General features: G+C 73.1%; 20 protein-coding genes. 9 read left to right on the forward strand and 11 right to left on the reverse strand.

The window, feature by feature from the left end; all coding sequences use genetic code 11:
• The 4 genes from ACIWVC_RS27895 to ACIWVC_RS27910 all read right to left on the reverse strand — a co-directional run.
• Positions 1-335, reverse strand: a 335-nt coding sequence (locus ACIWVC_RS27895) for a hypothetical protein (RefSeq protein ID WP_396454785.1), incomplete at its 3' end; no start/stop codon positions are given.
• 42 nt (positions 336-377) lie between these two features.
• Positions 378-926: a carboxymuconolactone decarboxylase family protein gene (locus tag ACIWVC_RS27900; protein WP_396449165.1), complete on the reverse strand. Its 549-nt coding sequence runs from the start codon at positions 924-926 to the stop codon at positions 378-380.
• Between the two features lie 56 nt (positions 927-982).
• Entirely contained in the window at positions 983-1798 is an 816-nt protein-coding gene (locus ACIWVC_RS27905) for an SAM-dependent methyltransferase (RefSeq protein ID WP_396449166.1), read from the reverse strand.
• A 130-nt stretch (positions 1799-1928) separates the two neighbouring features.
• Positions 1929-2426, reverse strand: a complete 498-nt coding sequence (locus ACIWVC_RS27910) for an inorganic diphosphatase (protein WP_396449167.1) — start codon at positions 2424-2426, stop codon at positions 1929-1931.
• Positions 2427-2487: 61 nt separating this feature from the next.
• On the opposite strand from ACIWVC_RS27910, the gene ACIWVC_RS27915 reads away from it, so the two are divergent.
• Entirely contained in the window at positions 2488-3558 is a 1071-nt protein-coding gene (locus ACIWVC_RS27915) for a maleylacetate reductase (protein WP_396454786.1), read from the forward strand.
• 12 nt (positions 3559-3570) lie between these two features.
• On the opposite strand, the gene polA is transcribed toward ACIWVC_RS27915, so the two are convergent.
• The gene (gene polA / locus ACIWVC_RS27920) at positions 3571-6204 is read right to left on the reverse strand and encodes a DNA polymerase I (RefSeq protein WP_396449169.1); all 2634 of its coding nucleotides are present in this window, start codon (positions 6202-6204) and stop codon (positions 3571-3573) included.
• Positions 6205-6267: 63 nt separating this feature from the next.
• Between polA and ACIWVC_RS27925 the strand changes: the two genes are divergently transcribed.
• Positions 6268-7095 (forward strand): LLM class F420-dependent oxidoreductase, encoded by an 828-nt coding sequence (locus tag ACIWVC_RS27925; RefSeq protein WP_396449170.1) that lies wholly within the window; start codon positions 6268-6270, stop codon positions 7093-7095.
• Between the two features lie 147 nt (positions 7096-7242).
• Here the strand turns inward: ACIWVC_RS27925 and ACIWVC_RS27930 are convergent, their stop codons facing one another.
• Positions 7243-8775, reverse strand: a complete 1533-nt coding sequence (locus tag ACIWVC_RS27930; RefSeq protein WP_396449171.1) for a M20/M25/M40 family metallo-hydrolase — start codon at positions 8773-8775, stop codon at positions 7243-7245.
• Positions 8776-9207: 432 nt separating this feature from the next.
• Here ACIWVC_RS27930 and ACIWVC_RS27935 point away from each other — a divergent pair, with 432 nt between their 5' ends.
• Genes ACIWVC_RS27935 through ACIWVC_RS27950 form a run of 4 tightly spaced genes read left to right on the forward strand, consistent with a single transcriptional unit; the run spans position 9208 to position 13248 of the window.
• Positions 9208-11850, forward strand: a complete 2643-nt coding sequence (locus ACIWVC_RS27935) for a nitrate- and nitrite sensing domain-containing protein (protein ID WP_396454787.1) — start codon at positions 9208-9210, stop codon at positions 11848-11850.
• Entirely contained in the window at positions 11847-12284 is a 438-nt protein-coding gene (locus ACIWVC_RS27940) for a roadblock/LC7 domain-containing protein (protein WP_396449173.1), read from the forward strand. Before ACIWVC_RS27935 ends, ACIWVC_RS27940 begins: the two co-directional genes overlap by 4 nt.
• Before the next feature lie 6 nt (positions 12285-12290).
• Complete coding sequence (locus ACIWVC_RS27945) at positions 12291-12668, forward strand: DUF742 domain-containing protein (RefSeq protein WP_396449174.1); 378 nt, start codon at positions 12291-12293, stop codon at positions 12666-12668.
• Positions 12649-13248 (forward strand): GTP-binding protein, encoded by a 600-nt coding sequence (locus ACIWVC_RS27950; protein ID WP_396449175.1) that lies wholly within the window; start codon positions 12649-12651, stop codon positions 13246-13248. Before ACIWVC_RS27945 ends, ACIWVC_RS27950 begins: the two co-directional genes overlap by 20 nt.
• On the opposite strand, the gene ACIWVC_RS27955 is transcribed toward ACIWVC_RS27950, so the two are convergent.
• On the reverse strand, positions 13249-13839 hold the full coding sequence (locus tag ACIWVC_RS27955; RefSeq protein WP_396449176.1) for a TetR/AcrR family transcriptional regulator: 591 nt from the start codon (positions 13837-13839) through the stop codon (positions 13249-13251). It lies immediately after the preceding gene.
• Positions 13840-13911: 72 nt separating this feature from the next.
• Here ACIWVC_RS27955 and ACIWVC_RS27960 point away from each other — a divergent pair, with 72 nt between their 5' ends.
• Positions 13912-15060 (forward strand): acyl-CoA dehydrogenase family protein, encoded by a 1149-nt coding sequence (locus ACIWVC_RS27960; protein ID WP_396449177.1) that lies wholly within the window; start codon positions 13912-13914, stop codon positions 15058-15060.
• Between the two features lie 12 nt (positions 15061-15072).
• Here ACIWVC_RS27960 and boxB read toward each other — a convergent pair whose 3' ends face one another.
• The 3 genes from boxB to ACIWVC_RS27975 all read right to left on the reverse strand — a co-directional run bounded on the left by boxB (position 15073) and on the right by ACIWVC_RS27975 (position 19924).
• On the reverse strand, positions 15073-16488 hold the full coding sequence (gene boxB / locus ACIWVC_RS27965; protein ID WP_396449178.1) for a benzoyl-CoA 2,3-epoxidase subunit BoxB: 1416 nt from the start codon (positions 16486-16488) through the stop codon (positions 15073-15075).
• Positions 16489-16492: 4 nt separating this feature from the next.
• On the reverse strand, positions 16493-18133 hold the full coding sequence (boxC, locus tag ACIWVC_RS27970; protein ID WP_396449179.1) for a 2,3-epoxybenzoyl-CoA dihydrolase: 1641 nt from the start codon (positions 18131-18133) through the stop codon (positions 16493-16495).
• Between the two features lie 126 nt (positions 18134-18259).
• Positions 18260-19924 (reverse strand): benzoate-CoA ligase family protein, encoded by a 1665-nt coding sequence (locus ACIWVC_RS27975; RefSeq protein WP_396449180.1) that lies wholly within the window; start codon positions 19922-19924, stop codon positions 18260-18262.
• A gap of 163 nt (positions 19925-20087) precedes the next feature.
• On the opposite strand from ACIWVC_RS27975, the gene ACIWVC_RS27980 reads away from it, so the two are divergent.
• Entirely contained in the window at positions 20088-20942 is an 855-nt protein-coding gene (locus tag ACIWVC_RS27980; RefSeq protein ID WP_396449181.1) for a PaaX family transcriptional regulator C-terminal domain-containing protein, read from the forward strand.
• Between the two features lie 43 nt (positions 20943-20985).
• Here the strand turns inward: ACIWVC_RS27980 and ACIWVC_RS27985 are convergent, their stop codons facing one another.
• On the reverse strand, positions 20986-21384 hold the full coding sequence (locus ACIWVC_RS27985; RefSeq protein ID WP_396449182.1) for a PaaI family thioesterase: 399 nt from the start codon (positions 21382-21384) through the stop codon (positions 20986-20988).
• Positions 21385-21582: 198 nt separating this feature from the next.
• Between ACIWVC_RS27985 and ACIWVC_RS27990 the strand changes: the two genes are divergently transcribed.
• On the forward strand, positions 21583-22464 hold the full coding sequence (locus tag ACIWVC_RS27990; RefSeq protein WP_396454788.1) for a 4Fe-4S dicluster domain-containing protein: 882 nt from the start codon (positions 21583-21585) through the stop codon (positions 22462-22464).
• Positions 22465-22581 lie beyond the last annotated feature (117 nt).

Genomic DNA, 22581 nt, shown 5'->3' on the forward strand with positions numbered 1-22581 from the left:
CCCAGCCGGTGCGCGCCGCCGATGCCGACGACCCGCAGGGCCGCGAGGACGGCGTCGCGCTGGTCGCCGCGCGCGCCGTCCAGCCGCGCGGAGCGGAAGCCCGCGCCGAGGTCGACGCCCGCGCCGGCCGCGGCGGCTCCGCCGGCCGCGACCAGGCGGGTCAGCTCGCGGACGGCCCGCGCGACGTCCGCGCCGGACGCGCTCGCGGGGCCGAGCGCGACGGGTGCGCCCGGCGGCGCGTCCGCCTGGTCGAGCAGCCGCACGGGCCCGGACGCCCCGGCGATCCAGGCGTGCCGCCCGGACGCCACCACACCGCCTGAGAGCCGGATCTTCACCCGGCCATCCTCGCGGCCGGGGCGCGCCCCGGCCAACCGGTTTCAGCGCGGGCCCGCGGCGCTCCCGTAGCCGTGGGCGACGAGCCGCTCGGCCATCTGCGCGTACGCGGCGGGGTTCTCCGGTGCGCTGGTCGCCAGGCCGTCCACGTACCGGTTGTACATGCAGAACGCGGCGGCGATGAGCACGGCGTCGTGGATCTCGACGTCGGTGGCGCCGGCCTCGCGGGCGGCGGCGATGTGCGCGCCGCCGACCTCGTGGCCGCCGCGCTGTACGGCGGCGGCGATGGCGAGGAGCGCCCTGAGCTTGGCGGATACGGGCGCGGTGTCCGGATCGGCGTGCACCTGCTGGACGAGCGTCATCCCGCCGGGCAGCTGCGCGGCCGCGCACGCGCCGTGGGAGGACGCGCAGAACCGGCAGCCGTTCAGCTCCGAGACGTAGGAGGCGATCAGCTCCCGGTCCCCGCGGTCGAGCGGGCTCGGGCCGCGCAGCAGGGCCTCGGCGAGCGCGCTCAGCGGCCCCGCCGTCTCCGGCCGGAACCGCAGCAGGGACGGCAGCCCGGGGATGTTCTCGTCCAATTCGATATGCGCCAAGGACTGCCTCCGGAGGAAAGGTGCCGGTCAATGACCCGATCCTCTACCCAACGTCCTCACACTGGAAGTTTTCTCGCCACTCCACAAAAGGTCATGGTCTCCTGCGGCTCGCCCCACGGATTCGGTTCGGGACGCCACCGGGAGCACGACACGATTCCCGGCTCGACCAATTCCAGGCCGTCGAACAGCGCCTCGATCTCCGCGCTGGTCCTGGCCTTGAGCGGGTGCGGGGTGCCGCTCTCGTTCCACGCCTTGACGGCGGTGTGCGTCACGTCCACGTCCAGGCAGGCGTGGGACAGGGCCACGAAACTGCCCGGCGCCAGCGCGCCGACGAGCCGGTCCAGGATGCCGCGCGCCTCGTCGTCGTCGGTGATGAGGTGCAGCAGCGCGAGCATCATCAGCCCGACCGGCCTGCTGAAGTCGAGCGTCGCCGACGCCTCTTGGAGGATGCGCTCGGGGTCGCGGACGTCGGCGTCGATGTAGCTGGTCGCGCCCTCCGGGGAGCTGGTCAGCAGCGCACGCGCGTGGGCGAGCACCAGGGGATCGTTGTCGACGTAGACGATGCGCGATTCCGGCGCCACGCGCTGGGCGATCTCGTGCGTGTTGTCGGCGGTGGGCAGCCCGGTCCCGATGTCGAGGAACTGCCGGATGCCCTCCTCGCCCGCCAGGTACCGGACGCACCGGCCGAGGAAGAGGCGGTCCGTGCGGGCGGCGGCGACGATGCCCGGGACCTGCTGCGCGACCGCCTCCCCCGCGATCCGGTCGACCTCGTAGTGGTCCTTGCCGCCGAGCCAGTAGTCCCAGACGCGCGCCGACACCGGGCGGTCGGCGCGGATCCCGTCGTCCGCGCTCCCCCTGCCGGCGGCGGTCATGCGTGCTCACCTCCGGATACCGAGCCGTATCCTTCCAGTGGATCTTGACGGTACACGCCCGGCCGCGGCCCCGGCGGGTGAGGTCCGTCACGTGGGACGCGCGCGGCGGCGCCCCGGCCGGCGCCGCCGGTCAGGCCGTCCCGGAGTGCGCCGCGCGGGCGCGCTCGGCGGCCTCGGCGATGGTCCGGTCGGCGACCTGCCGGTCCTGCCAGCCGCGGACGTCGGCCGACTTGCCCGGTTCGAGGGTCTTGTAGATGTCGAAGAAGTGCGCGATCTCGTCGAGGATGTGCTTCTGCACGTCGGCCAGGTCGTTGATCCCGGCATACCGGACGTCCCTCGACGGGACGGTCAGGATCTTGGCGTCGGGGCCCTTCTCGTCCAGCATCCAGAACACGCCGATGCTGCGGACGGTGATCTGGCAGCCGGGGAACGTGGGCTCGTCCAGCAGCACCATCGCGTCCAGAGGGTCGCCGTCCTCCGCGCAGGTGTCCGGGATGTAGCCGTAGTCGTGCGGGTACCGGGTCGCCGTGAACAGCATCCGGTCCAGCCGGATGCGGCCCAGCTTGTGGTCCATCTCGTACTTGTTGCGCGATCCGCCGGGGATCTCGACGATCATCTCGATCTCCATGAGCACCTCCCCTGCCGCGGACCCTACCCGCGCTGGGAGCGGCTGATCGTAAGGTCGGGTCATGGACGCGCTGCGATTCGCCTACAGGCCGCTTCCCGTCCGGGTCGTCTTCGGGGAGGGCGTGCTCGGGGACCTGCCCGCCGAGGTGGACGCCCTGGGCGTCTCGCGGGTGCTCGTCCTGTCGACGCCCGGGCGCCGCGCCGACGCGGAGCGCGCCGCGGCCGCGCTCGGCGCGCGGGCCGCGGGCGTGCACGCCGGGGCCGTGATGCACGTGCCGGTGGAGGCGGCGCAGGAGGCCCGCCGCGTCGCCGCGTCGGTGGGGGCGGACGCCCTGGTGCCGTTCGGCGGCGGGTCGGCGGTCGGCCTGGCCAAGGCGGTCGCCAAGGAGACGGGGCTGCCGATCGCGGCCGTCCCGACGACGTACTCCGGGTCGGAGATGACCCCGACGTGGGGCATGACGGAGGGCGGCGTCAAACGCACCGGCCGCGACGAGCGCGTCCTCGCCCGGACGGTGCTCTACGACCCGTCCCTGACGCTGGGGCTGCCGCCCGCGGTGTCGGCGGCGTCCGGGATGAACGCGATGGCGCACGCCGTCGAGGCGCTCTACGCCCCGGACGCGTCGCCGGTCGTCACGCTGATGGCGGAGGAGGCGGTGCGGGCGCTGGCCGGGGCGCTGCCGGAGGTCGTCCGGAAGCCCGGCGGCCTGCCCGCGCGCACCCGCGCCCTGTACGGGGCGTGGCTGTGCGGGACGTGCTTGGGCGCCACCACGATGGGCCTGCACCACAAGCTGTGCCACATCCTCGGCGGGTCGCTGAACCTGCCGCACGCCGAGACGCACACCGTCCTGCTGCCGCACGCCCTCGCCTACAACGCCCCCGCCGCACCGGACGCCGCGGCGGCGCTCGGGCGGGCGCTCGGACGCGGCGACCCCGCCCGCGCCCTGTGGGACCTGGCCGGATCGCTGGGGCTGCCGCGGTCGCTCGGGGAGCTGGGCGCCGCCCCCGAGCACCTGGACGACGTCGTCGCGCGGGCCGCCGCCGGCGGCTTCGCCAACCCGCGGCCCCCGGAGGAGGCCGGTCTGCGGGCGCTGCTCCGCGACGCGTGGGAGGGGCGCCCGCCGGAGGGGCAGTGACCCGCCGGACCTTCAGTGAGCGGCGGCGTCCCAGTCGGCGCCGACGCCGATGGCGACCTCCAGGCCGACGGTGAGCGGGTAGGCGGTCGTCATCCGGTCATGGACGATCTTCTCCACCGCGTCCCGCTCGCCCGGCGCGACCTCCAGGACGATCTCGTCGTGCACCTGGAGCAGCAGCCGGCTGCGCAGCCCGGCGGCGGTGAGCGCCTCGTCCACCCGCAGCATCGCGATCTTGACGATGTCGGCGGCGGAGCCCTGGATCGGCGCGTTCAGCGCCATCCGCTCGGCGGTCTCGCGCCGCTGCCGGTTGTCGCTGGTCAGGTGGGGCAGGTAGCGGCGGCGGCCGAGGATCGTGCGGGTGTAGCCGGTGACGCGGGCCTCGGCGACCACGTGGTCCAGGTAGTCGCGGACGCCGCCGAGCCGCGCGAAGTAGGCGTCCATCAGCGGGCGGGCCTCCGCCATCGGGATGCCGAGCTGCCGGGCCAGCCCGAACGCCGACAGCCCGTAGGCGAGCCCGTACGACATCGCCTTGATCTTGCGCCGCATGTCGGGGGTGACGGCGTCCGGGGAGACCTGGAAGACCTGCGCGGCCATCGTGGCGTGCAGGTCCTCGCCCGACTCGAACGCGGCCAGCAGCGTCGGGTCCTGGGACAGGTGCGCCATGACGCGCAGTTCGAGCTGGCCGTAGTCGGCCGTCAGCAGCGACTCGTAGCCGTCGCCGGGCCGGAACGCGCGGCGGATGCGCCGCCCCTCCTCCGTCCGGACCGGGATGACCTGCAGGTTCGGCTCGGTCGAGGTGAGCCGGCCGGTCACCGCGACCGTCTGCTGGAACGTGGTGTGGATCCGGCCGTCCGCGCCGATCTCGCGGATCAGCCCCGCGACCGTGGTGCGCAGCCGCGCCTGGTCGCGGTGCCGCAGCAGCACCTGCGGGAGGCCGTTGTCGGTCTGGGCGGCGAGCCAGGTCAGCGCGTCCACGTCGGTGGAGTACCCGGATTTGATCTTCTTGGTCTTCGGCAGGTTCAGCTCGCCGAACAGCACCTCCTGGAGCTGCTTCGTCGAGCCGGGGTTGAAGCGGCGGCCGGCGATCTCGGCGGCCTCGGCGGCGGCGCGCTCCATCGCGTCGGCGAAGTGCCGCTCCAGCTCCTCCAGCAGGGCGGCGTCCACCTGGATCCCGGCGCGCTCGGCGCGGGCGAGCAGGTCCGACAGCGGCAGCTCGACGTCGCGGAGGACCTCGTCCATGCCGGTGGAGGCGAGGTCGTCCGCGAACTTCCCGGCGAGGTCGAGGACGGCGCGGGCGCTCAGCATCAGCCCCGCCGCGCCGCCGGCGGGCGGGCGGCGGCCCAGGTGGCGGCCCGCGAGGTCGGCGATCCCGTAGGCGGCCAGGCCGGGAAGCAGCAGGTAGGCGGCCAGCGCCACGTCGGTCGCGACGCCGGCGAGCCGCCGGCCGCGCTCGCCGAGCACGCGCAGCAGCGACTTCACGTCGTGCAGCGCCTTCGGACGCGCGGGGTCGGCCAGCCAGCCCGCGAAGGCGCGCTCGTCGTCCGCGGTGAGGGCGGACGGGTCGAACGCGGCCGCGTGCCCGTCGCCGCCGGCCAGCGCGATCAGCGCGACGTCGCCTTCACCGCGCGCCCACGCGGCGTCGGCGGCGAGCCCGGTCGGGCCGGTCGCGTGCTCCCGGAGCCAGCCGGCGAGCTCGCCCGGCCCGAGCTCGCGGCCCCGCACCGGTTCGGGCCGTGCCGCGTCCGGGGCGCGGCCGCCGCCGGGGTCGGCGGCGAAGAGGCGCTGCCGGAGGCTGGCGTTGCGGAACTCCAGCTCGTCCAGCAGCGCCGTGAACGCGGGCAGGTCGTAGGGGCGGCGGCGCAGGTCGGCGGGCGCCACCGGCAGGTCCACGTCCCGGACGAGCTCGGTCAGCCGCCGGTTGAGCCGCACCGTGCCGAGCGCGCCGCGCAGCCTCTCCCCGGCCTTGCCCCGCACCTCCCCGGCGCGGGCGAGCAGCTCGTCGAGCGACCCGAACTCGCGCACCCACTTCGCGGCCGTCTTCTCCCCGATGCCGGGGATGCTCGGCAGGTTGTCGGACGGGTCGCCGCGCAGCGCCGCGAAGTCGGGGTACTGCGCGGGCGTCAGCCCGTACTTCTCGCGCACCGCCTCCGGCGTGTACCGGACCATCTCCGCGGCCGTCCGGTAGAAGTACAGGACGGTGACGTCGTCGCTGACGAGCTGGAGGGCGTCCCGGTCGCCGGTGACGATCAGCACGTCCATGCCGTCCGCCTCCGCCGCCGCCGCGAGGGTCGCGATCACGTCGTCGGCCTCGTAGCCGGGCGCCCGCAGCACCGGCACGCTCATCGCGGCGAGCAGCCGGTCCAGGACGGGGAGCTGCGCGCCGAACTCCGCCGGCGACCGCGACCGGTTCGCCTTGTACTCCGGGAACGCCTCGGCGCGGAACGTCTGCCGCCCCACGTCGAACGCGACGGCCGCGTGCGTCGGGCGCTCGTCCCGCAGCACGTTCGCCAGCATGTTCGCGAACCCGTACACGACGTTCGTCGGCTGCCCGGCCGTGGTGCTGAAGTTCTCCACCGGAAGGGCGTAGAACGCCCGGTAGGCCAGCGAGTGGCCGTCCAGGAGCAGCAGGCGCGGCCGGTCGGTCATGCCTCACATCCTGGCACCGGGGAAGGGGGCATGGAACGGCGGCACGAGGTGTTGGGAGACGACATGGACAAGATCGAACTGGGCCGGCTCGGCGTCTGGCGGCCGTGGAGCATGCTGGACGAGGACCTGGCGAAGGACATCGAGGACCTCGGCTACGGCGCCGTCTGGATAGGCGGGTCGCCGCGCGGCGACCTCAAGATCGCCGAGCGGCTGCTCGCGGCGACGGACCGGCTCGTGATCGCGACCGGCGTCGTGAACATGTGGGCGACGCCGGCCGAGGAGGTCGCCGCGTCCTACCACCGGCTCGGCGGCGCGTACGGCGGGCGGTTCCTGCTCGGCGTCGGGATCGGCCACCCGGAGGCGACCCGGGAGTACCGCAGCCCGTACGAGACGATCGTCCGGTACCTCGACGACCTGGACGCCGCCGGCGTCCCGGCGAGCGGGCGGGTGCTGGCGGCGCTCGGACCGAAGGTGCTGCGGCTGGCGGCGGAGCGCACGGCGGGCGCGCACCCGTACTTCACGACGCCCGAGCACACCCGCGAGGCGCGGGAGACGCTGGGCGCGGGCCCGCTCCTGGTCCCCGAGCAGAAGGTGGTGCTCGACATCGACGCCGGCCGCGCCCGCGCGCTGGCCCGCGAGACCGCCCGCAGGTACCTCGGGCTCCGCAACTACGTGAACAACGTCAAGCGGCTCGGTTTCACCGACGAGGACGTGGCGGGCTCCGGCAGCGACGCGCTGGTGGACGCGCTGATCGCGCACGGCGACGCGGCGGCGCTGGCGGCGCGGGTGGCGGCGCACCTGGACGCGGGCGCCGACCAGGTGGCGGTCCAGGTGCTGGGCGAGGACGACCCGCGCCCGGCGCTGCGCGGGATCGCCGAGGCGCTCGCCTAGGCACTGTGCGAGGCACCGTGCCCGCTTGAGGCACTGTGCCCGCTTGAACTTGAAAAGGTGAGGGACGCGCCCGGAGCGGACGCGTCCCTCTACGCGTGTGTCTCTACGCGTGTGTCTTACGCGAGTCCCTTCATGGGATGGCCGGTGTCACCGGGTCGCGTGGCCGCCGATCTCGGCCGGGGCGACGCGCTTCTTCGCCTGCGCCGGGGCGCGCCTGGCCAGCTCGTTGCCGTTGACCGTCAGCGTGCTGTGCGCGAACAGCTGGGTGACCGCGGCGGTGGCGTCGATCATCTGGTCGAAGCCCTTGAGGTTCACGTTGTCGTACCGGTCGCACACCGAGTGGTAGCAGGGGTCGTAGGCCACCCCGGCCGTGCCGCCGTAGGTCTTCGCCTGCTCGGGCGTCTTGATGCCCTCGGCGCCGGTGAACACGCCGCCGGCCGGGATGCCCGCGGTGATGAACGCGTTGTAGTCGGACCGCCCGTTGAACGGCGTCGGGTCGGTGGCGAGGCCCCGGCTCGCGAAGTAGTCGTTGAACGCCTTCTCGATGGCGCCGGACCCGGCGGGCGGCTCGACGTTGTTCTCGCCCGCGCTATCGTCGCCGTCGTAGACGAAGTTGACGTAGTTCGGCGAGGCGAGCATGTCGAAGTCGAGCATCAGCGCGATCTTGTCGCGCCCGGCCTGCGGGAGGTTGTCGACGTAGTACTGGGAGCCGAGCAGGCCCTCCTCCTCGGCGCCCCAGAACGCGAACCGCACCTTGTTGCGGAGCTGCGGGCCGAGCTTGTTGATCTGCTTCGCCATCTCCAGCAGCGTCGCGGTGCCCGAGCCGTCGTCGTTGATGCCGGGGCCCTCGGTGACGCTGTCGTTGTGGGCGCCGACGACCACGACGTTGTCGGCGCGGCCGCGCTCGGTGTCGGCGATGACGTTGGCGGTCCCGCGCTTCTCGTTGAGCGTCTCGGTCTTCACGCGCAGCGTCACGCCGCCGTTGTTCGCCTGGTCGACGAGCGCCTTCCCGATCGCGTTGGTCGGGCCGACGACCGGGATGCCGTACGGCTTGGTCAGCGTGCCCGCGACGGGGCCGGGCTGGTCGGGGAGCTGGTAGATGACCACGGCGGACGCGCCGGCGGCGATGGCGTTGTCGGTCTTCACGGAGAAGAAGCAGCCGCCGCGCTGGATCAGCGCGATGTGGCCCGCCGGGAAGCCGGTGAAGTCGTCGGCCTCGCAGCCGCTGCCGACCCCGGTGGCGTCCGTGTCGACGGGCGTGGCGGCGGCGGTGACGTCGCCGGTCCCGGAGTACTGGAAGGTCGCGAAGTCGGTGTCCGGGGCGAACGTCTTCTGCTCCGGCGCGGTCTCGGCGAAGACGGGCTCCGCCGTCTCCTGCCAGAAGTCGAACGTGAACCTCTGCACCGTGGGCTTGTAGCCGGCCCGCTTGAGCTGGTCGGCGATGTACTTGATGGTGATCTCGCTGCCGGGGAGCCCGGCGGCCCGGTTGCCGCCGTTGGCGTCCGCGATCTTCTGCAGGTTCAGCTGGTGATGGCGGACGTTCTTCAGCTTGACCAGCCGGGCCAGCTTGGAGTGGGCCGGCTTGGCGTGGGCCGGTCCGGCGGCCTGGGCCGGTACCGCGGCCACGGTCGTGGCGGCGAGCGACAGCCCGGTGAGGGCGGCGAGCGCGGCTCTGCGCATGACTAGGTCTCCGTTTGTGGGGGGACGAAGCAACCCGAAGCTTGACACGCGTCAATTCACACAACAAGACACGACTTAGCATCAAAACGGCCAATATTGGCCTCTTTTTCATCTCAGCTCACAAGATCGACATTTCGTATGCGGTCACCGTCCGTCCCGGAGCACCGCACCGCTCGTGTCGATCAACGACGGGACGGCTCGGGCGCGTTCTCCAAGGTCAACTGGGAATGGCGGCGGATTGGACCGCATTGACCTGCGGAAACGCCCGCAACCGCGCGGCTGCCCCGCGGTGGCCCCCGGCCGCGCCCGCCGGCCCGCCCCGTGCTTCCCCGGATACGAGTTCCAGCAGGTGAAGCCGCTGGCAGCGGACAAAACGGCGTGAGTATGCTTCGTCACCCTTGCAGGTGGCCGCCGACGATCAGGAGTGGGCCGTTGTCGAGTCCCGAACAGGTGCGCAGATCCCACGGGCGTCCGCACACGCGTCCGATCGGGCGGAGGATCGTCCTGCTCCTGGCGGTCCCGCTCGTGTCGCTCGTGGCCCTGTGGACGTTCTCGGCCGTTCCGGCGCTGAACGAGGCGATCCAGCGGAACCAGTACGCCGGGAACCGGGAACGCGCCGGCGACCCGGCCACCCGCGCCATGCAGGCCGTCCAGGACGAGCGCGCCGCCGCGGTCACCGCGCTGGTGTCGCCGTCGCCCGCCACCACCCGGAAGTTCCGGGAGGCGACCCAGAAGACCGAGAGCGCGGTGGCCTCGTTCCGCAAGACGGCGCTCTCCCCCGAGGCCACGAAGCATCTGACCGAGAGCGAGATCCAGCGCACCCGGAACGTCGGCAACCAGCTCGACCAGCTGGCCAGCATCCGGTCGCAGATCACCGCGCAGAACGTCTCGCCGCTGGACGCCATCAACGCCTACAGCACCGCCTTCGACAACACGATCCGGCTGCTGACCACGCTGGTGACCCTCGACGACGTCAGCGTGGTACAGCAGACCAACGGCCTGCTGTACATGTACTGGGCGCGCGACTTCATGCTGCGCGAGGACACGCTGCTGACCGCGCTCGGCGGCGGCCGCCTGAAGGCCGGAACCCGCGCCGCGTTCGCCCAGTGGGCGGGCACCCGCGCCCAGCTGGTCGACCTCGGCATGACCGGGCTCGCCGGGGACATGGCGAAGACGATGAGCCGGCTGGTGAACTCGCCCGCCTACGCCGACTTCGTCGAGCTGGAGTCCTCCGTCGTCCAGCGCGGCCGGACGCCCGACCCGCGGCGCTGGCGCGCCGTGATCGGGGCGGCCGGGCAGGTGTGGCTCGGCACCACCGCCAAGGCCGGCGAGCAGCTCCAGCACGACGAGGTCGAGCCCGCCGGCGACGCGATCATGCTGCGGGTGTACCTGGCGGGCGGGGTCGGGCTGCTCGCCGTCATCGCCTCCATCGTGCTGTCGCTGCTGTTCGCCCGCCGGCACGCCGACGAGCTGCGGCGGCTGCAGCGGTCGGCGCAGGAGCTGGCGAACGAGCGGCTGCCCCGCGTCGTCGCGCGGCTGCGGCGCGGTGAGCGGGTGGACCTGGAGGCCGAGACGCCCCGCCCCGCGGCCGGGAAGACCCGGGAGGTCGCGCTGGTCAGCGAGGCGTTCGAGACCGTCCAGCGGCAGGCGATCCGCACCGCGATCGGCGAGGCGGAGCTGCGCGCCAGCATCAACCGGGTCTTCGTCAACCTGTCGTGGCGCAGCCAGTCGCTGCTGCACCGGCAGCTGCGGCTGCTGGACCAGATGGAGCGGCGCGCGTCCAGCTCCGAGGAGCTGGACGACCTGTTCCGCCTCGACCACCTCACGACCCGCATGCGGCGGCACGCCGAGGGCCTGGTCATCCTGTCCGGCTCGCCGACCGTCCGCGCGTGGGACCACCCGGTCGCCGCGGAGGACGTGGTGCGCGCCGCGATCGCCGAGGTCGAGGACTACACCCGCATCGAGGTGACCGGCGCGTCGTCGGCCGCGGTCACCGGCGACGTGGTCGCCGACGTCATCCACCTGCTCGCCGAGCTGATCGAGAACGCCACCGCCTTCTCGCCGCCGACCACCGAGGTCACCGTCAAGGTCGAGACCGTCGCCAACGGGCTCGCGGTGGAGGTCGTCGACCGCGGCATCGGCCTGCACCCCGACGAGATGAACGCGCTCAACCAGCGGCTCGCCAGCGCCGTGGAGTTCGACCTCGTCGACACCGAGCGGCTCGGCCTGTTCGTCGTCGCGCGGCTGGCGGCCCGGCACGACATCAAGGTCTCGCTGCAGCCGTCGGCGTACGGGGGGACGACCGCGATCGTGCTGATCCCGCACTCCCTCGTGGTCATGGACGACCAGTGGCAGGCGATCGGCGACGCCGGCGCGACGCAGCCCGTCGCGTCCGGTGCGGGCGCGCCGCGGCTCGGCCGCCCGATCCGCCCCGCGCTGCCCGGCCCGCCGGCGCGCCCGCCGCGGCACGGCCCGCCGGACGCGCCGCCACCGGTGTCCTTCAACGGCCCGCCCGACGCGTACGAGCCGCCGGGCTCCCCCCGCGAGGCTCCGGACGCCTACGACGCGCCCGCCTACGATGCGCCGGCCTACGATGAGCCCGCCTTCGACGCCTCCGGGTCCTTCGACGCCTTCACGGCGCCCGGCGCCTTCGAGGCGCCGGGTTCCCCCGACGCGTCCGGCTCCTTCGAACCGCCGGTCGCCTTCGACGCGTCGGGTTCCCGCGACGCACCCGCCTCGTACGATCCGCCGGTCTCGTTCGAGCCGTCCGGACGCGCCAATGGCCGGACCCGGCCGCCGGCGGCGGATCCGGAACCGGCCGAGGTGGAGGACAGCGAGGTCACCGGCCGCCTCCCGCGCCGGGTGCGGCAGCGCAACCTCGCCCCTCAGCTGCGCAAACGCCTGGCGGCCGCGCGGCCGGAGGAGGCCGACCGGGCGGAGGAGGACTTCGATGAGCCGAGTCCGGAGCTCAGCCGCGATCTGATGGCCTCGCTACAGTCTGGTTGGCTGCGCGGCAGGACCGCCGACGACGAACCGGGCGATCTCGATCCACGTGACGAATGGGGGGAATCATGACACGGCAGGGCCACGCCACCGGCGAGCTCGACTGGCTGCTCGAGGATCTGGTGCAACGGGTCGGCGAGGTCCGCCAGGCCGTCCTGCTGTCCCGCGACGGCCTGGTCATGGGGGCCTCGGGGGACGTCACCCGCAAGGACGCCGAGTTCCTCGCGGCGCTGTCGTCGGGCTTCCACAGCCTCGCCAACGGCGCCCGCGAGCACTTCCAGGCCAAGCAGGTCCGGCAGACCGTGGTGGAGCTGGACGACAAGCTGTTCTTCGTCATGCCGGCCGGCAACGGGAGCTGCCTGGCGGTGCTCAGCGACGCCGGCGGCAACGCAGGGCTCGTCGCCTACGAGACCACGATGCTGATCAAGCGGGTGCGGCGGGCGCTGTCGGCGGCGCCGCGCGCCGAGTCCGGGAGCGCGCCGCTGCAGCCGGGTGCCTCGGGCTGACCGACCGTGGAGATTCCGAGAGAGCGCTGGATCGGGCGGGACGCCGGCCCGGTCGTGCGGCCGTACGCGATGACCCGCGGGCGCACCCGCCCCCGCGGGCTCGTCGTCGACCTGGTGACGATCCTGGTCGCGACCGGCCGCACCCCGGGCGACCGGGTGTGGCTGTCGCGCGAGCAGCGGCGGCTGCTGGAGCTGTGCCGGCAGCCGTCGACCCCGGCCGACCTGGCCTCGGAGACCGACCTGCCGTTCCGGGTGGTGCAGATCCTGCTGGAGGACCTGCACCAGTACGGCCTGATCGAAGAGGTCCACCAGGCGGCCGAGCCGTCCGACCGTCCCGACCCCCGCATCCTGATGAGAGTGCTCGATGAACTTCGCCGCCTCTAACCCGTCCGTGACGTACGCGCCGGACGACGACGTCCCCCTGCACACGCTCAAGGTGCTGGTGGCCGGCGGATTCGGCGTGGGCAAGACGACCCTCGTCGGCGCGGTGAGCGAGATCCGCCCGCTGCGCACCGAGGAGACCCTCACCGACGCCTCCGTCGGGGTGGACGACCTCGGCGGCGTGGAGAACAAGACGACCACGACCGTCGCGATGGACTTCGGGCGGCTGACGTTCTCCGGCGGCGTCCGGCTGTACCTGTTCGGGACGCCCGGCCAGGAGCGGTTCTGGTTCATGTGGGACCAGATCGCCTACGGCGCGGTCGGCGCGATCGTGCTGGTCGACACCCGCCGGCTCAGCACGAGCTTCGCGTCCATCGACTTCTTCGAGCAGCGGGAGATCCCGTTCGTCGTCGCCGCGAACCAGTTCGACGGCGCCCGCCGCTACAGCGTCGAGGAGATCCGCGACGCGCTCGACGTCGACCGGGACGTGCCCGTCCTGCTGTGCGACGTGCGGAGCCGGGAGATGGCGCGGGGCGTGCTGATCGCGCTGGTCGAGCACGCCCTCCAGGCGGCGCGGAGCTGACTACCCGGCGGCCATCCGGGCGACGATGAGGGAGGCCAGCGCGGCGTAGGCGGCCGAGTCGTCCATCCCCGTCTGCGCCTTGATCTCGCCGCGGTGGATGGACTCCATCACCTGCCCGGCGACCGCGCCGACGAACGCGGCGTCCGCGTCCTCGGCGGCCTCCCGGACCAGGCCCTGCACGCGCCGCACGGCGAACCGCGTGTTCTGCTTGTAGATCTCGCGGGCCGGGGCGAACGCGTCCAGGTCGGCGAAGAACGCGGGCGACGCCGGCGCCAGCTCCTCGGAGATCGCGCGCAGGTACACGCCCACCCGCTCGCGCGGATCGCCGCCGGCGTCGAGGGCGGCCTCGACGCGCTCGGCCGCCCGCCGGAAGAACGCGCGCACGACCGCCACGATGATCTGCTCCCGGCTCGCCGCGACCGAGTACAGCGTGCTCTTCGAGCAGCGCAGCAGCGCGGCCAGGTCGGCGACGCTCAGCTCGGCGAACCCGCGGTCGAGGAAGACGTCCATGAGCCGCCCGATCAGCGCCTCCCGGCGCCGCGCCGCCCGCGTGACGCGCTCGTCCGCGGCCCTCCCAACCACCGGGGTCATGCGCCGACAGTACCAAAGAAGGTTCTCCGGTACCGGCTTTGGTACCGTTGGAGGGCCGAAAGGAGCCCGCCCATGCCCGCCACCCGGCACCTGCCGACCCCGGAGTCCGAGGACCTGATCGCGCTCACCCGCGACATCGCGGCCAAGGAGCTGGCGCCGCGCGTCGCCGGCGACGAGCGCGCCGGCGCCTTCCCCCGCGACGTGTTCACGACGCTGGGCCGGGCCGGGCTGCTGACGCTCCCCTACCCGGAGGAGTTCGGCGGCGGCGACCAGCCGTACGAGGTCTACCTCCAGGTCCTGGAGGAGATCGGCGCCGTCTGGGCCAGCGTCGGCGTCGGCGTCAGCGTGCACGCGCTGTCCTGCTTCCCCCTGTTCGCCTACGGCACCGACGAGCAGCGCGCGGAGTGGCTCCCCGGCATGCTGTCCGGCGAGCAGCTGGGCGCGTACTGCCTCTCCGAGGCCCACGCGGGCTCCGACCCGGCCGCGATGCGGGCCAGGGCCGTCCGCGACGGCGACTCCTACGTCCTCAACGGCGCCAAGGCGTGGACGACCCACGGCGGCGAGGCCGACTTCTACACCGTCATGGCCCGCACGTCCGACGACGGGGCGCGCGGCATCTCCTGCTTCCACGTCCCCGCGGGCACCCCCGGACTGGAGTTCGACCCGCCCGAGGACAAGATGGGCCTGATGGGCTCCACCACGGCCACCGTCCGCCTGGAGGACGCCCGCGTCCCCGCCGCCAACCTGATCGGCGCCGAGGGCCAGGGCCTGTCCATCGCCCTCGCCGGCCTCGACGCCGGCCGCCTCGGCATCGCGGCCGTCGCCACCGGCCTCGCCCAGGGCGCGCTCGACCACGCCGTCGCCTACGCCAAGCACCGCGAGGCGTTCGGCAAGGCGATCATCGACCACCAGGGCCTGGCGTTCGTCCTCGCCGACATGGCGGCCGCGATCGAGTCGTCCCGCGCGACCTACCTGTCCGCCGCCCGCCTGAAGGACGCGGGCCGCCCCTACGGCCGCGAGGCGTCCATCGCCAAGCTGATCGCCACCGACAACGCCATGAAGGTCACCACCGACGCCGTCCAGGTCCTCGGCGGGGCCGGGTACACCCGCGACTTCCCCGTGGAGCGCTTCATGCGCGAGGCGAAGGTCATGCAGATCTTCGAAGGCACCAACCAGATCCAGCGCCTGGTGATCTCCCGCCACCTCGCCCGGGCCCGTTGAGCGCCGGCCCGGTCAGAGGCGGACGTACTCGTAGTCGAACGGCTTCCCGTTGATGCCGTTGCGGGGCGGGGCGATCCAGGCGGCGATCTTGCCGCGCTCGTAGACGGGGCGCATCAGCGAGCGGACGTGGGTCTTGTCGACCTCGGTCGGCAGCCAGGCGCCCTTGCGCTCCTCCCATTCGGCGGCGGAGAGAATCTCGCCGTCCGGGGTGGCCTCGACGCCGGCGAAGGCGCCGACCTTGCGGTTGAAGGCGACGCTCGGCAGGTAGAGGCGCTGCGGGAGGCCGGCGTCGGCGAGGATCCGGTTCCACCGGTTGACGCCGCTCTGGCAGTCGGAGATGTACTCGCGGCGCAGGTCGGTGTTCAGGCCGGTGAGCGCGGCGACCTCCTTCTGGCCGACGGCGCCGTCGACGAGGGCGTCCACCATGATGGCGTCGTCGGTGAGGCGGTGGTCGTCCTTGCGGCGGCCCTCCATCCAGCGGCCCTTGAGCCCGGCCGTGTAGTAGTTGGCGACGTTGCTGGACGTCTCGGAGCCGAACAGGTCGAGCGACACCGAGTAGTGGAAGTTCAGGTACTTCTGGATGACGTCCAGGGAGATGCCGCCGTGCGGGGCGACGTCGTCGGTGTCGTGCTGCTTCATCAGCTCGACGGTCCGCTCCACGACCCGGTCGATGCCCGTGGTGCCGACCATCATGTGGTGGGCCTCTTCCTTGAGCATGAACTCGCAGGTCCGGGACAGCGGGTCGAAACCGGACTCCTTCAGCGTGCCGAGCTGGTACTTGCCGTCCCGGTCGGTGAAGTAGGTGAACATGAAGAACGACAGCCAGTCGGGCGTCTCCTCGTTGAAGGCGCCCAGGATGCGGGGCGACTCCTCGCTGCCGGAGTTGCGGTGCAGGAGCTCTTCGGCCTCTTCGCGGCCCTCGCGTCCGAAGTAGGCGTGCAGGAGGTAGACCATCGCCCACAGGTGGCGTCCTTCTTCCACGTTCACCTGGAAGAGGTTGCGCAGGTCGTAGAGGCTGGGCGCGGTCGCGCCGAGGTTGCGCTGCTGCTCGACGGACGCCGGCTCGGTGTCGCCCTGGATGACGATGAGGCGCTGCAGGTCGGCGCGGTACTCGCCCGGCACCTTCTGCCAGGCGGGCTCGCCCTTGTGCTCGCCGAAGCCGATGCGCCGGTCGCCGTCGCGTTCGGCGAGGAAGATGCCCCACCGGTAGTCCTTCATCGCGACGTGCCCGAAGTGCGCCCAGCCCTCGCGGCCGACGTTGACGGCGGTGCGCAGGTAGACGTCCCTGGTGGGCAGGGACGGGCCCATCGACTCCCACCAGTTCAGGAAGTTCGGCTGCCAGGACTCCAGCGCCCGCTGGAGGCGCCTGTCCTCGTGCAGGTCGACGTTGTTCGGGATCTTCTCCGTGTAGTCGGCCGTGGTGGGCATGGGGTCAGACTCGCTTTCGGTCGAAGTCGGGGCGCTGGCCGGTGCCGTAGCGGCGCAGCGCGCCGTCGGGGCCGGACGCGTTCGGGCGGGTGAAGATCCAGTTCTGCCAGGCGGTGAGCCGTCCGAAGATCTTGGTCTCCATGGTCTCCGGGCCGGGGAAGCGGTAGTTGGCCTCCAGCCCGGTCAGCGCGTCGGGGCTGAAGCTGGCCCGCTCCTCGATCGCGATGCGGACCTCCTCGTCCCAGTCGATGTCGTCGGGCGCGAAGGTGACCAGGCCGAGGCGCTCGGCGTCCGCGGCCTCCAGCGGCTTGCCGGCCGCGTCGCGGACGGCGGCGAGGGCCTCGTCGTCGCCGAGGAAGCGGGTCGCGAGGCGGGTGAGGCCGTTGCCCATCGGGAGCGGGCCGAGGTTCATGGCGTCCACGGTGATCGTCGCGGGGTCGGCGTCCGGGTCGACGTCCTCGAAGACGCCGTCGAGCTGGTAGGTGCGGTCGGCGGCGAGCGCGACCTCCAGGAGGGAGCCGGCGAAGCAGGAGCCCGGTTCGATCAGGGCGATGAGGCTGCGGCTGGTCACGTCCAGGCGCTTCAGGGTCCGCTTCAGGTAGTGGATGATCTCGTTGGCGAGCCAGTCGCCCGCGTTGTCGAGCAGCAGCCGGTCATGGGCGAGGACGTGCTCGGCCCTGCCGGTGGCGCGGAACACCCAGGTGCCGAGTTCCAGCTCGTTGGTGCGCAGGTCGAGGATCAGGTCGTCCAGCTCCCGCGTCATGGCCAGCGTCCAGAACTCCTCGCGGTGGAAGTCCTCCGGGGGCGCGTCCGGGCCGGCGATCGTGATCTCGGCGGCGCCCGCGTCGCGGTCCAGCCGGGCCGACACGTGCCGGTAGGCGATGGACTCGCCGGTGCGCTCCTTGGCGAGCGGGGTCAGCGGGACGCCCTCGGCGCCGGCCGGGCGGGACGAGCGGGCCGCCAGCTCCCTGGCGCGTTCCGCGACGGTCGCGTCCCAGGCCGTGCGGGGCACCGCCTCGTCGACCAGCCGCCACGCGACGGCCTTCTTGCCGCCGAGCCCCTCCGCCTTGGTGGAGAAGTAGTCGGCGCGGTCGCGGCGGACGCGCCGCTTGTCCGACACGCGGGTGAGGCCGCCGGTGCCGGGCAGGACGCCGAGCAGCGGCAGCTCCGGCAGCGACACCGCCGACGACCGGTCGTCCACGAGCATGATGTGCTCGCAGGCGAGGGCCAGCTCGTAGCCGCCGCCGGACGCGGTGCCGTTGACGGCCGCCAGGTACGTCTGGCCCGAGTTCGCCGTCGCGTCCTCGATGCCGTTGCGGGTCTCGTTGGTGAACTTGCAGAAGTTCACCTTCCAGGCGTGCGGGGACGCGGCGAGCATCCGGATGTTGGCGCCCGCGCAGAAGATCTTCTCCTTGCCGCTGGTGATCACGACCGTGCGGACCCCGGGATACTCGAAGCGGAGCCGCTGGACGGCGTCGTACAGCTCGATGTCCACGCCGAGGTCGTAGGAGTTGAGCTTCAGCTCGTAGCCGGGGACCAGGCCGCCCTGCTCGTCCACGGCCATCGTGAGGGTGGCGACGGGCCCGTCGACGTCCAGGCGCCAGTGCCGGTAGCGGGCCGGGTCCGTCCGGAACTCGACGTGCATGGGTGCTCCTCCGCTCTGTCCGTACCCTCATGCTCCACAGAACTCGGTCACCACGTCAAGAGTTTGTAGCATGTGGAGCCGCGAGCCGCCTCCGGCGGGAGCGGCCGGGCGCCGCCGGATGCCCGCTCAGCGCGCGTTCAGCAAGGTCGCGGCCATCTCGCGGACGGCGAAGCGGCGCAGCTTGCCGGTGGGCGTCGTCGGGAGCTTGTCCACGATCAGCACCTCGCGGGGCCGCTTGAACGACGCGAGCCCGGCCCGGCAGAAGTCGATCAGCTCCGCCGGCTCGGCGGCGGCGCCCTCCTTGAGGACGACGGCGGCGACCGGCTTGTCCAGCCCGTCGGCGTCCGGCAGCCCGACCACCGCGACCATCGCGACCGCCGGATGCTCCAGCAGCCGCCCCTCCACCTCGGCCGGCGACACCCAGATCCCGCCGGCCTTGAGCATGTCGCCGGTCCGGCCGAGGCAGGTGTAGTAGCCGTCCGCGTCCCGCACGTAGGTGTCGCCGGTGCGCAGCCACTCCCCCTGGAACACCTTCCGGGTGGTGTCGGTGCGGCACCAGTAGCCCGTCGCGATCGACTCGCCCTTCACCAGCAGCGAGCCCGGCGTGCCCGGCGCGACCTCGTTCCCGTCGGCGTCCACGATCCGCAGCTCGTAGCCGGGGACCGCGGTGCCCGTCGTCCCCGGGCGGACCTCGCCCGGGCGGTTCGACAGGAAGATGTGCAGGCACTCCGTCGAGCCGATCCCGTCGATGATCTCCACGCCGTACCGCTCGGTGAAGCGGCGGCACAGCTCGGCGGGCAGCGGCTCGCCCGCCGACACCGCCAGCCGGACGGACGCGAACGCCTCGACCGGCACGCCGGCGTTCAGGATCGCCGCGTAGAAGGTGGGGACGGCGAAGAACAGCGTCGGGCGGTACTCGGCCAGCCGCTCCGCCACCGACGCGGGCGTCGGCGGGCCGGGGTCCAGGATCGAGGTCGCGCCCGCGGAGAGCGGGAAGAACAGCGAGTTGCCGATCCCGTAGGCGAAGAACAGCTTGGCCACCGAGTAGCAGCGGTCGTCGGGCCTGATGCCGAGGACCTGGCGGCCGTAGGTCTCCACGACGTGCCGGATGTTGGCGTGCCGGTGCATCGCGCCCTTCGGCTTGCCGGTCGTCCCGGACGTGTAGAGCCACAGCGCGCTGGAGTCGTCCGAGGTCAGGTAGGGGTCGGCCAGTTCCCCGCCGCGCTCGCGGCCCGCAGCGACCAGGTCCTCGAAGGGGCTCACCTCCACGCCGGACGGCGCCTGCAGACCCGTGCCCCCCTCGCCCGCGCCCCCCTCACCCGCGCCCCCCTCGCCCGCGCCGGCCTCGACCGCGACGCGCCGGACGCCCGGCGCGTGCGCGAGCGCCGCCTCGGCCGCGACCGCGAACCGGTCGCTGACCAGCAGCACCCTGGCCCGCGCGTCGTTGAGCAGCGCGGCCAGCTCGGTGCCGGTCAGCATCGTCGACACCGGCACCGGGACGGCGCCGAGCCGCATCGCGCCGAGGATCGCGGCGGCCATGTACGGCCCGTCGGCCATGAACAGGACCACCCGCTCCTCGGCCCGCATGCCCCACGCCTCCAGGCCCGCCGCGACCTGCCCGGCGAGCTCCGCGAGCTCGGCGTAACTGAGGTCGCCGCCCGGCCCGGTGAGGGCCGTCCGGCCGGCGCCGCCGGGCCGGGAGGCCGCCTGGAGCAGGTATTCGGAAGCGTTGAACGTGGCGGGCGCGGCCGGGGCGGTCGCGGTTTCGGCGGGCGCCGTTTCAGCGGTCATCGGGGGTCTCCAGTCGCCGGGAACCGTGGCACTTATGCTCTACATGGACGAAACGCCAGTCAATAGACTTGTCGAATGATGGTCTGCGGGAAGGGGACGGGCGCGATACTGGACAGCGTTCCATGGACGGCCGCGCCCCTGAAGGGCTGAGAAGGAGAAGCAGATGGCCCGATCCGGCGGGGACGCGGCGCGGCCCCAGTTCCGGCGCCGCCGCGAGCTGGGCGCGGCGAGCGCCAGGTCGCTGCTGCTGACCGTGCTCGGCGAGTTCGTCCTGCCCGGCGGCGAACCGGTGTGGACGGCGGCGTTCCTGCGGGCGCTGGGGCTGCTCGGCGTGGAGGAGAAGGCCGTCCGGCAGGCGCTCGCGCGCAGCGCCGCCGAGGGCTGGCTCGCCGGGGAGCGGCGCGGCCGGCGCACCGCCTGGCGGCTCACCCCGGCCGGCGAGCGGCTGCTCACCGACGGCACCGAGCGGATCTACGGCTTCGGCGAGCCGGTCGGCGAGTGGGACGGGCGGTGGCTGCTGGTCCTCGCGACCGTCCCGGAGACCAGCCGCAGGCTCCGCCACCTGCTGCGGACGCGGCTCGCGTGGAGCGGGCTCGGCAACCTCTCCCCCGGCGTGTGGGTGAGCCCGCATCCCGAACGCGAGCCGGAGGTGCGGGACGTGCTGGCGGAGATCGGCGTCGCCGACACCTCCACGCTGTTCACCGGGCGGCTCGGCGACCTGGCGGAGGCGCGGCGCGTGGCCCGGCAGGCGTGGGACCTGGACGAGATCGAGCTCGCCTACGAGGACTTCCTGGACGCCGTCCGCAGCCTGCGCCCCGCCGACGATCCGGGCACGTTCGCGGCGCACACGCGGCTCGTGCAGGAATGGCGCCGGTTCCCGTTCCTCGACCCGGGCCTGCCGGCGGAGCTGCTGCCGGACGACTGGAGCGGCTCGCAGGCGTACACGCTGTTCCACGAGCGCCACGACACCTGGCGGCCCGTCGCCGACCGCCAGTGGAAGGCGATGAGCGGCGACTGACCCCTGCCGAGCCTTCGGCGGGGGGGCAGGGCCTGCGCGGGAACTAGACCTGCGGGGAGAGTCTCAGCAGGTTGACGGTGCCCTCGGCGACGACGCGGTCCTTCTCGTCGGTGATCGTCGACTGCCAGGTCACGTGGTCGTCCACCCGGTCGACCGGGCGGGCGCGGGCCACCAGGCGGCCGCCGCGCACGGCGCGGATGAACCGCGTGTGGTTGCTGATCCCGACGACCTGGTTGTCGAGGCCGACGGTGAGGGCCGCGCCCATGCTGCACACCGTCTCGGTGATCGCGCAGTACACGCCGCCGTGCACGATCCCGTACGCCTGCATGAGCTTGTCGGTGACCTCCAGCTCGGCCACGACCTCCTGGTCGGACGCCTCGGTCACGACCAGGCCGAGCGTCTGGTCCAGGGGGCCCGCGTAACCGGTGCGATCAACCGTCATCCCCCGAAGCTAACCGGCCCGCGAAATCCGCGTCAACGGAGGAGGGAACGTGTAGGAGCCGCGTCGCAGGGAAGTCGGAGGGCGTCGGCGCGGCGCATTGGAGGTCCTGGGATGAGCAGCTTGGTCGGACGGAACCTGCTCGCCGGAGCCGAAACGGACGTCGCCGCCGACGCCGGCTATACCGACCACCCGCCCAGGATGGGGTTCTTCACCGACACGTCGGTGTGCATCGGCTGCAAGGCGTGCGAGGTGGCGTGCAAGGAGTGGAACGCCATCCCCGAGGACGGCCTGAACTTCACCGGCATGTCCTACGACAACACGCAGGGCCTCGGCGCCGACACCTGGCGGCACGTCGCGTTCATCGAGCAGAACAAGCCGATGGGGCGCGCGGAGCCCGGCGTCGACCACGGCGGCTCCCCCGGCGCGGCGCCCGACGGCGCTTCCGACGGCGCTCCCGACGGCGCTCCCGACGGTGCTTCCGGAGAGGGCGGCGGGACGGACTTCCGCTGGCTGATGGCGTCCGACGTCTGCAAGCACTGCACGCACGCCGCCTGCCTGGACGTCTGCCCGACCGGCTCGCTGTTCCGCACCGAGTTCGGCACGGTCGTCGTCCAGGAGGACATCTGCAACGGCTGCGGCTACTGCGTGCCCGCCTGCCCGTACGGGGTCATCGACCAGCGCAAGGAGGACGGCCGGGTCTGGAAGTGCACGCTGTGCTACGACCGGCTCGGGGAGGGCCTCGAACCGGCCTGCGCGAAGGCGTGCCCGACCGACTCGATCCAGTACGGGCCGCTGGACGAGCTGCGGGAGCGGGCCGCGGCCCGCGTCGAGCAGCTCCACGGCATCGGCGTCGAGGACGCCCGCCTCTACGGCCACGACCCGGAGGACGGCGTCGGCGGCGACGGCGCGTTCTTCCTGCTGCTGGACGAACCCGAGGTCTACGGCCTGCCGCCGGACCCGGTCGTCACCACGCGCGACCTGCCGTCGATGTGGAAGCACGCGGGCGTGGCCGCGGCCGCGCTGGTCGGCGGGCTCGCGGCCGTCTTCGCCGTCCACGGCCGCACGGGAGGGGCACGATGAAGGACTCGGGCGTCAGCAAGGAGCGCGTGTACGGCGCGCGGCCCGGCCGGGAGGCGGAGGTCGGCGGGGGCCTGCGGCCCCGCGACGGCGGGCGGCGCGGGGACCGGCGCGATGGCC

Source organism: Actinomadura sp. (assembly GCF_044508335.1).
Classification (GTDB): Bacteria; Actinomycetota; Actinomycetes; order Streptosporangiales; family Streptosporangiaceae; genus Spirillospora.

Bases quoted from the DNA above. Each gene is read 5' to 3' on its own strand.
- ACIWVC_RS27940 (WP_396449173.1), top strand. From the start codon at position 11,847: ATGACACGGCAGGGCCACGCCACCGGCGAGCTCGACTGGCTGCTCGAG.
- ACIWVC_RS27975 (WP_396449180.1), bottom strand. From the start codon at position 19,924: ATGACCGCTGAAACGGCGCCCGCCGAAACCGCGACCGCCCCGGCCGCG.
- ACIWVC_RS27955 (WP_396449176.1), bottom strand. From the start codon at position 13,839: ATGACCCCGGTGGTTGGGAGGGCCGCGGACGAGCGCGTCACGCGGGCG.
- ACIWVC_RS27990 (WP_396454788.1), top strand. From the start codon at position 21,583: ATGGGGTTCTTCACCGACACGTCGGTGTGCATCGGCTGCAAGGCGTGC.
- ACIWVC_RS27980 (WP_396449181.1), top strand. From the start codon at position 20,088: ATGGCCCGATCCGGCGGGGACGCGGCGCGGCCCCAGTTCCGGCGCCGC.
- ACIWVC_RS27905 (WP_396449166.1), bottom strand. From the start codon at position 1,798: ATGACCGCCGCCGGCAGGGGGAGCGCGGACGACGGGATCCGCGCCGAC.
- ACIWVC_RS27960 (WP_396449177.1), top strand. From the start codon at position 13,912: ATGCCCGCCACCCGGCACCTGCCGACCCCGGAGTCCGAGGACCTGATC.
- ACIWVC_RS27950 (WP_396449175.1), top strand. From the start codon at position 12,649: ATGAACTTCGCCGCCTCTAACCCGTCCGTGACGTACGCGCCGGACGAC.
- ACIWVC_RS27925 (WP_396449170.1), top strand. From the start codon at position 6,268: ATGGACAAGATCGAACTGGGCCGGCTCGGCGTCTGGCGGCCGTGGAGC.
- ACIWVC_RS27930 (WP_396449171.1), bottom strand. From the start codon at position 8,775: ATGCGCAGAGCCGCGCTCGCCGCCCTCACCGGGCTGTCGCTCGCCGCC.
- boxB (WP_396449178.1), bottom strand. From the start codon at position 16,488: ATGCCCACCACGGCCGACTACACGGAGAAGATCCCGAACAACGTCGAC.
- ACIWVC_RS27910 (WP_396449167.1), bottom strand. From the start codon at position 2,426: ATGGAGATCGAGATGATCGTCGAGATCCCCGGCGGATCGCGCAACAAG.
- ACIWVC_RS27915 (WP_396454786.1), top strand. From the start codon at position 2,488: ATGGACGCGCTGCGATTCGCCTACAGGCCGCTTCCCGTCCGGGTCGTC.
- polA (WP_396449169.1), bottom strand. From the start codon at position 6,204: ATGACCGACCGGCCGCGCCTGCTGCTCCTGGACGGCCACTCGCTGGCC.
- boxC (WP_396449179.1), bottom strand. From the start codon at position 18,133: ATGCACGTCGAGTTCCGGACGGACCCGGCCCGCTACCGGCACTGGCGC.
- ACIWVC_RS27985 (WP_396449182.1), bottom strand. From the start codon at position 21,384: ATGACGGTTGATCGCACCGGTTACGCGGGCCCCCTGGACCAGACGCTC.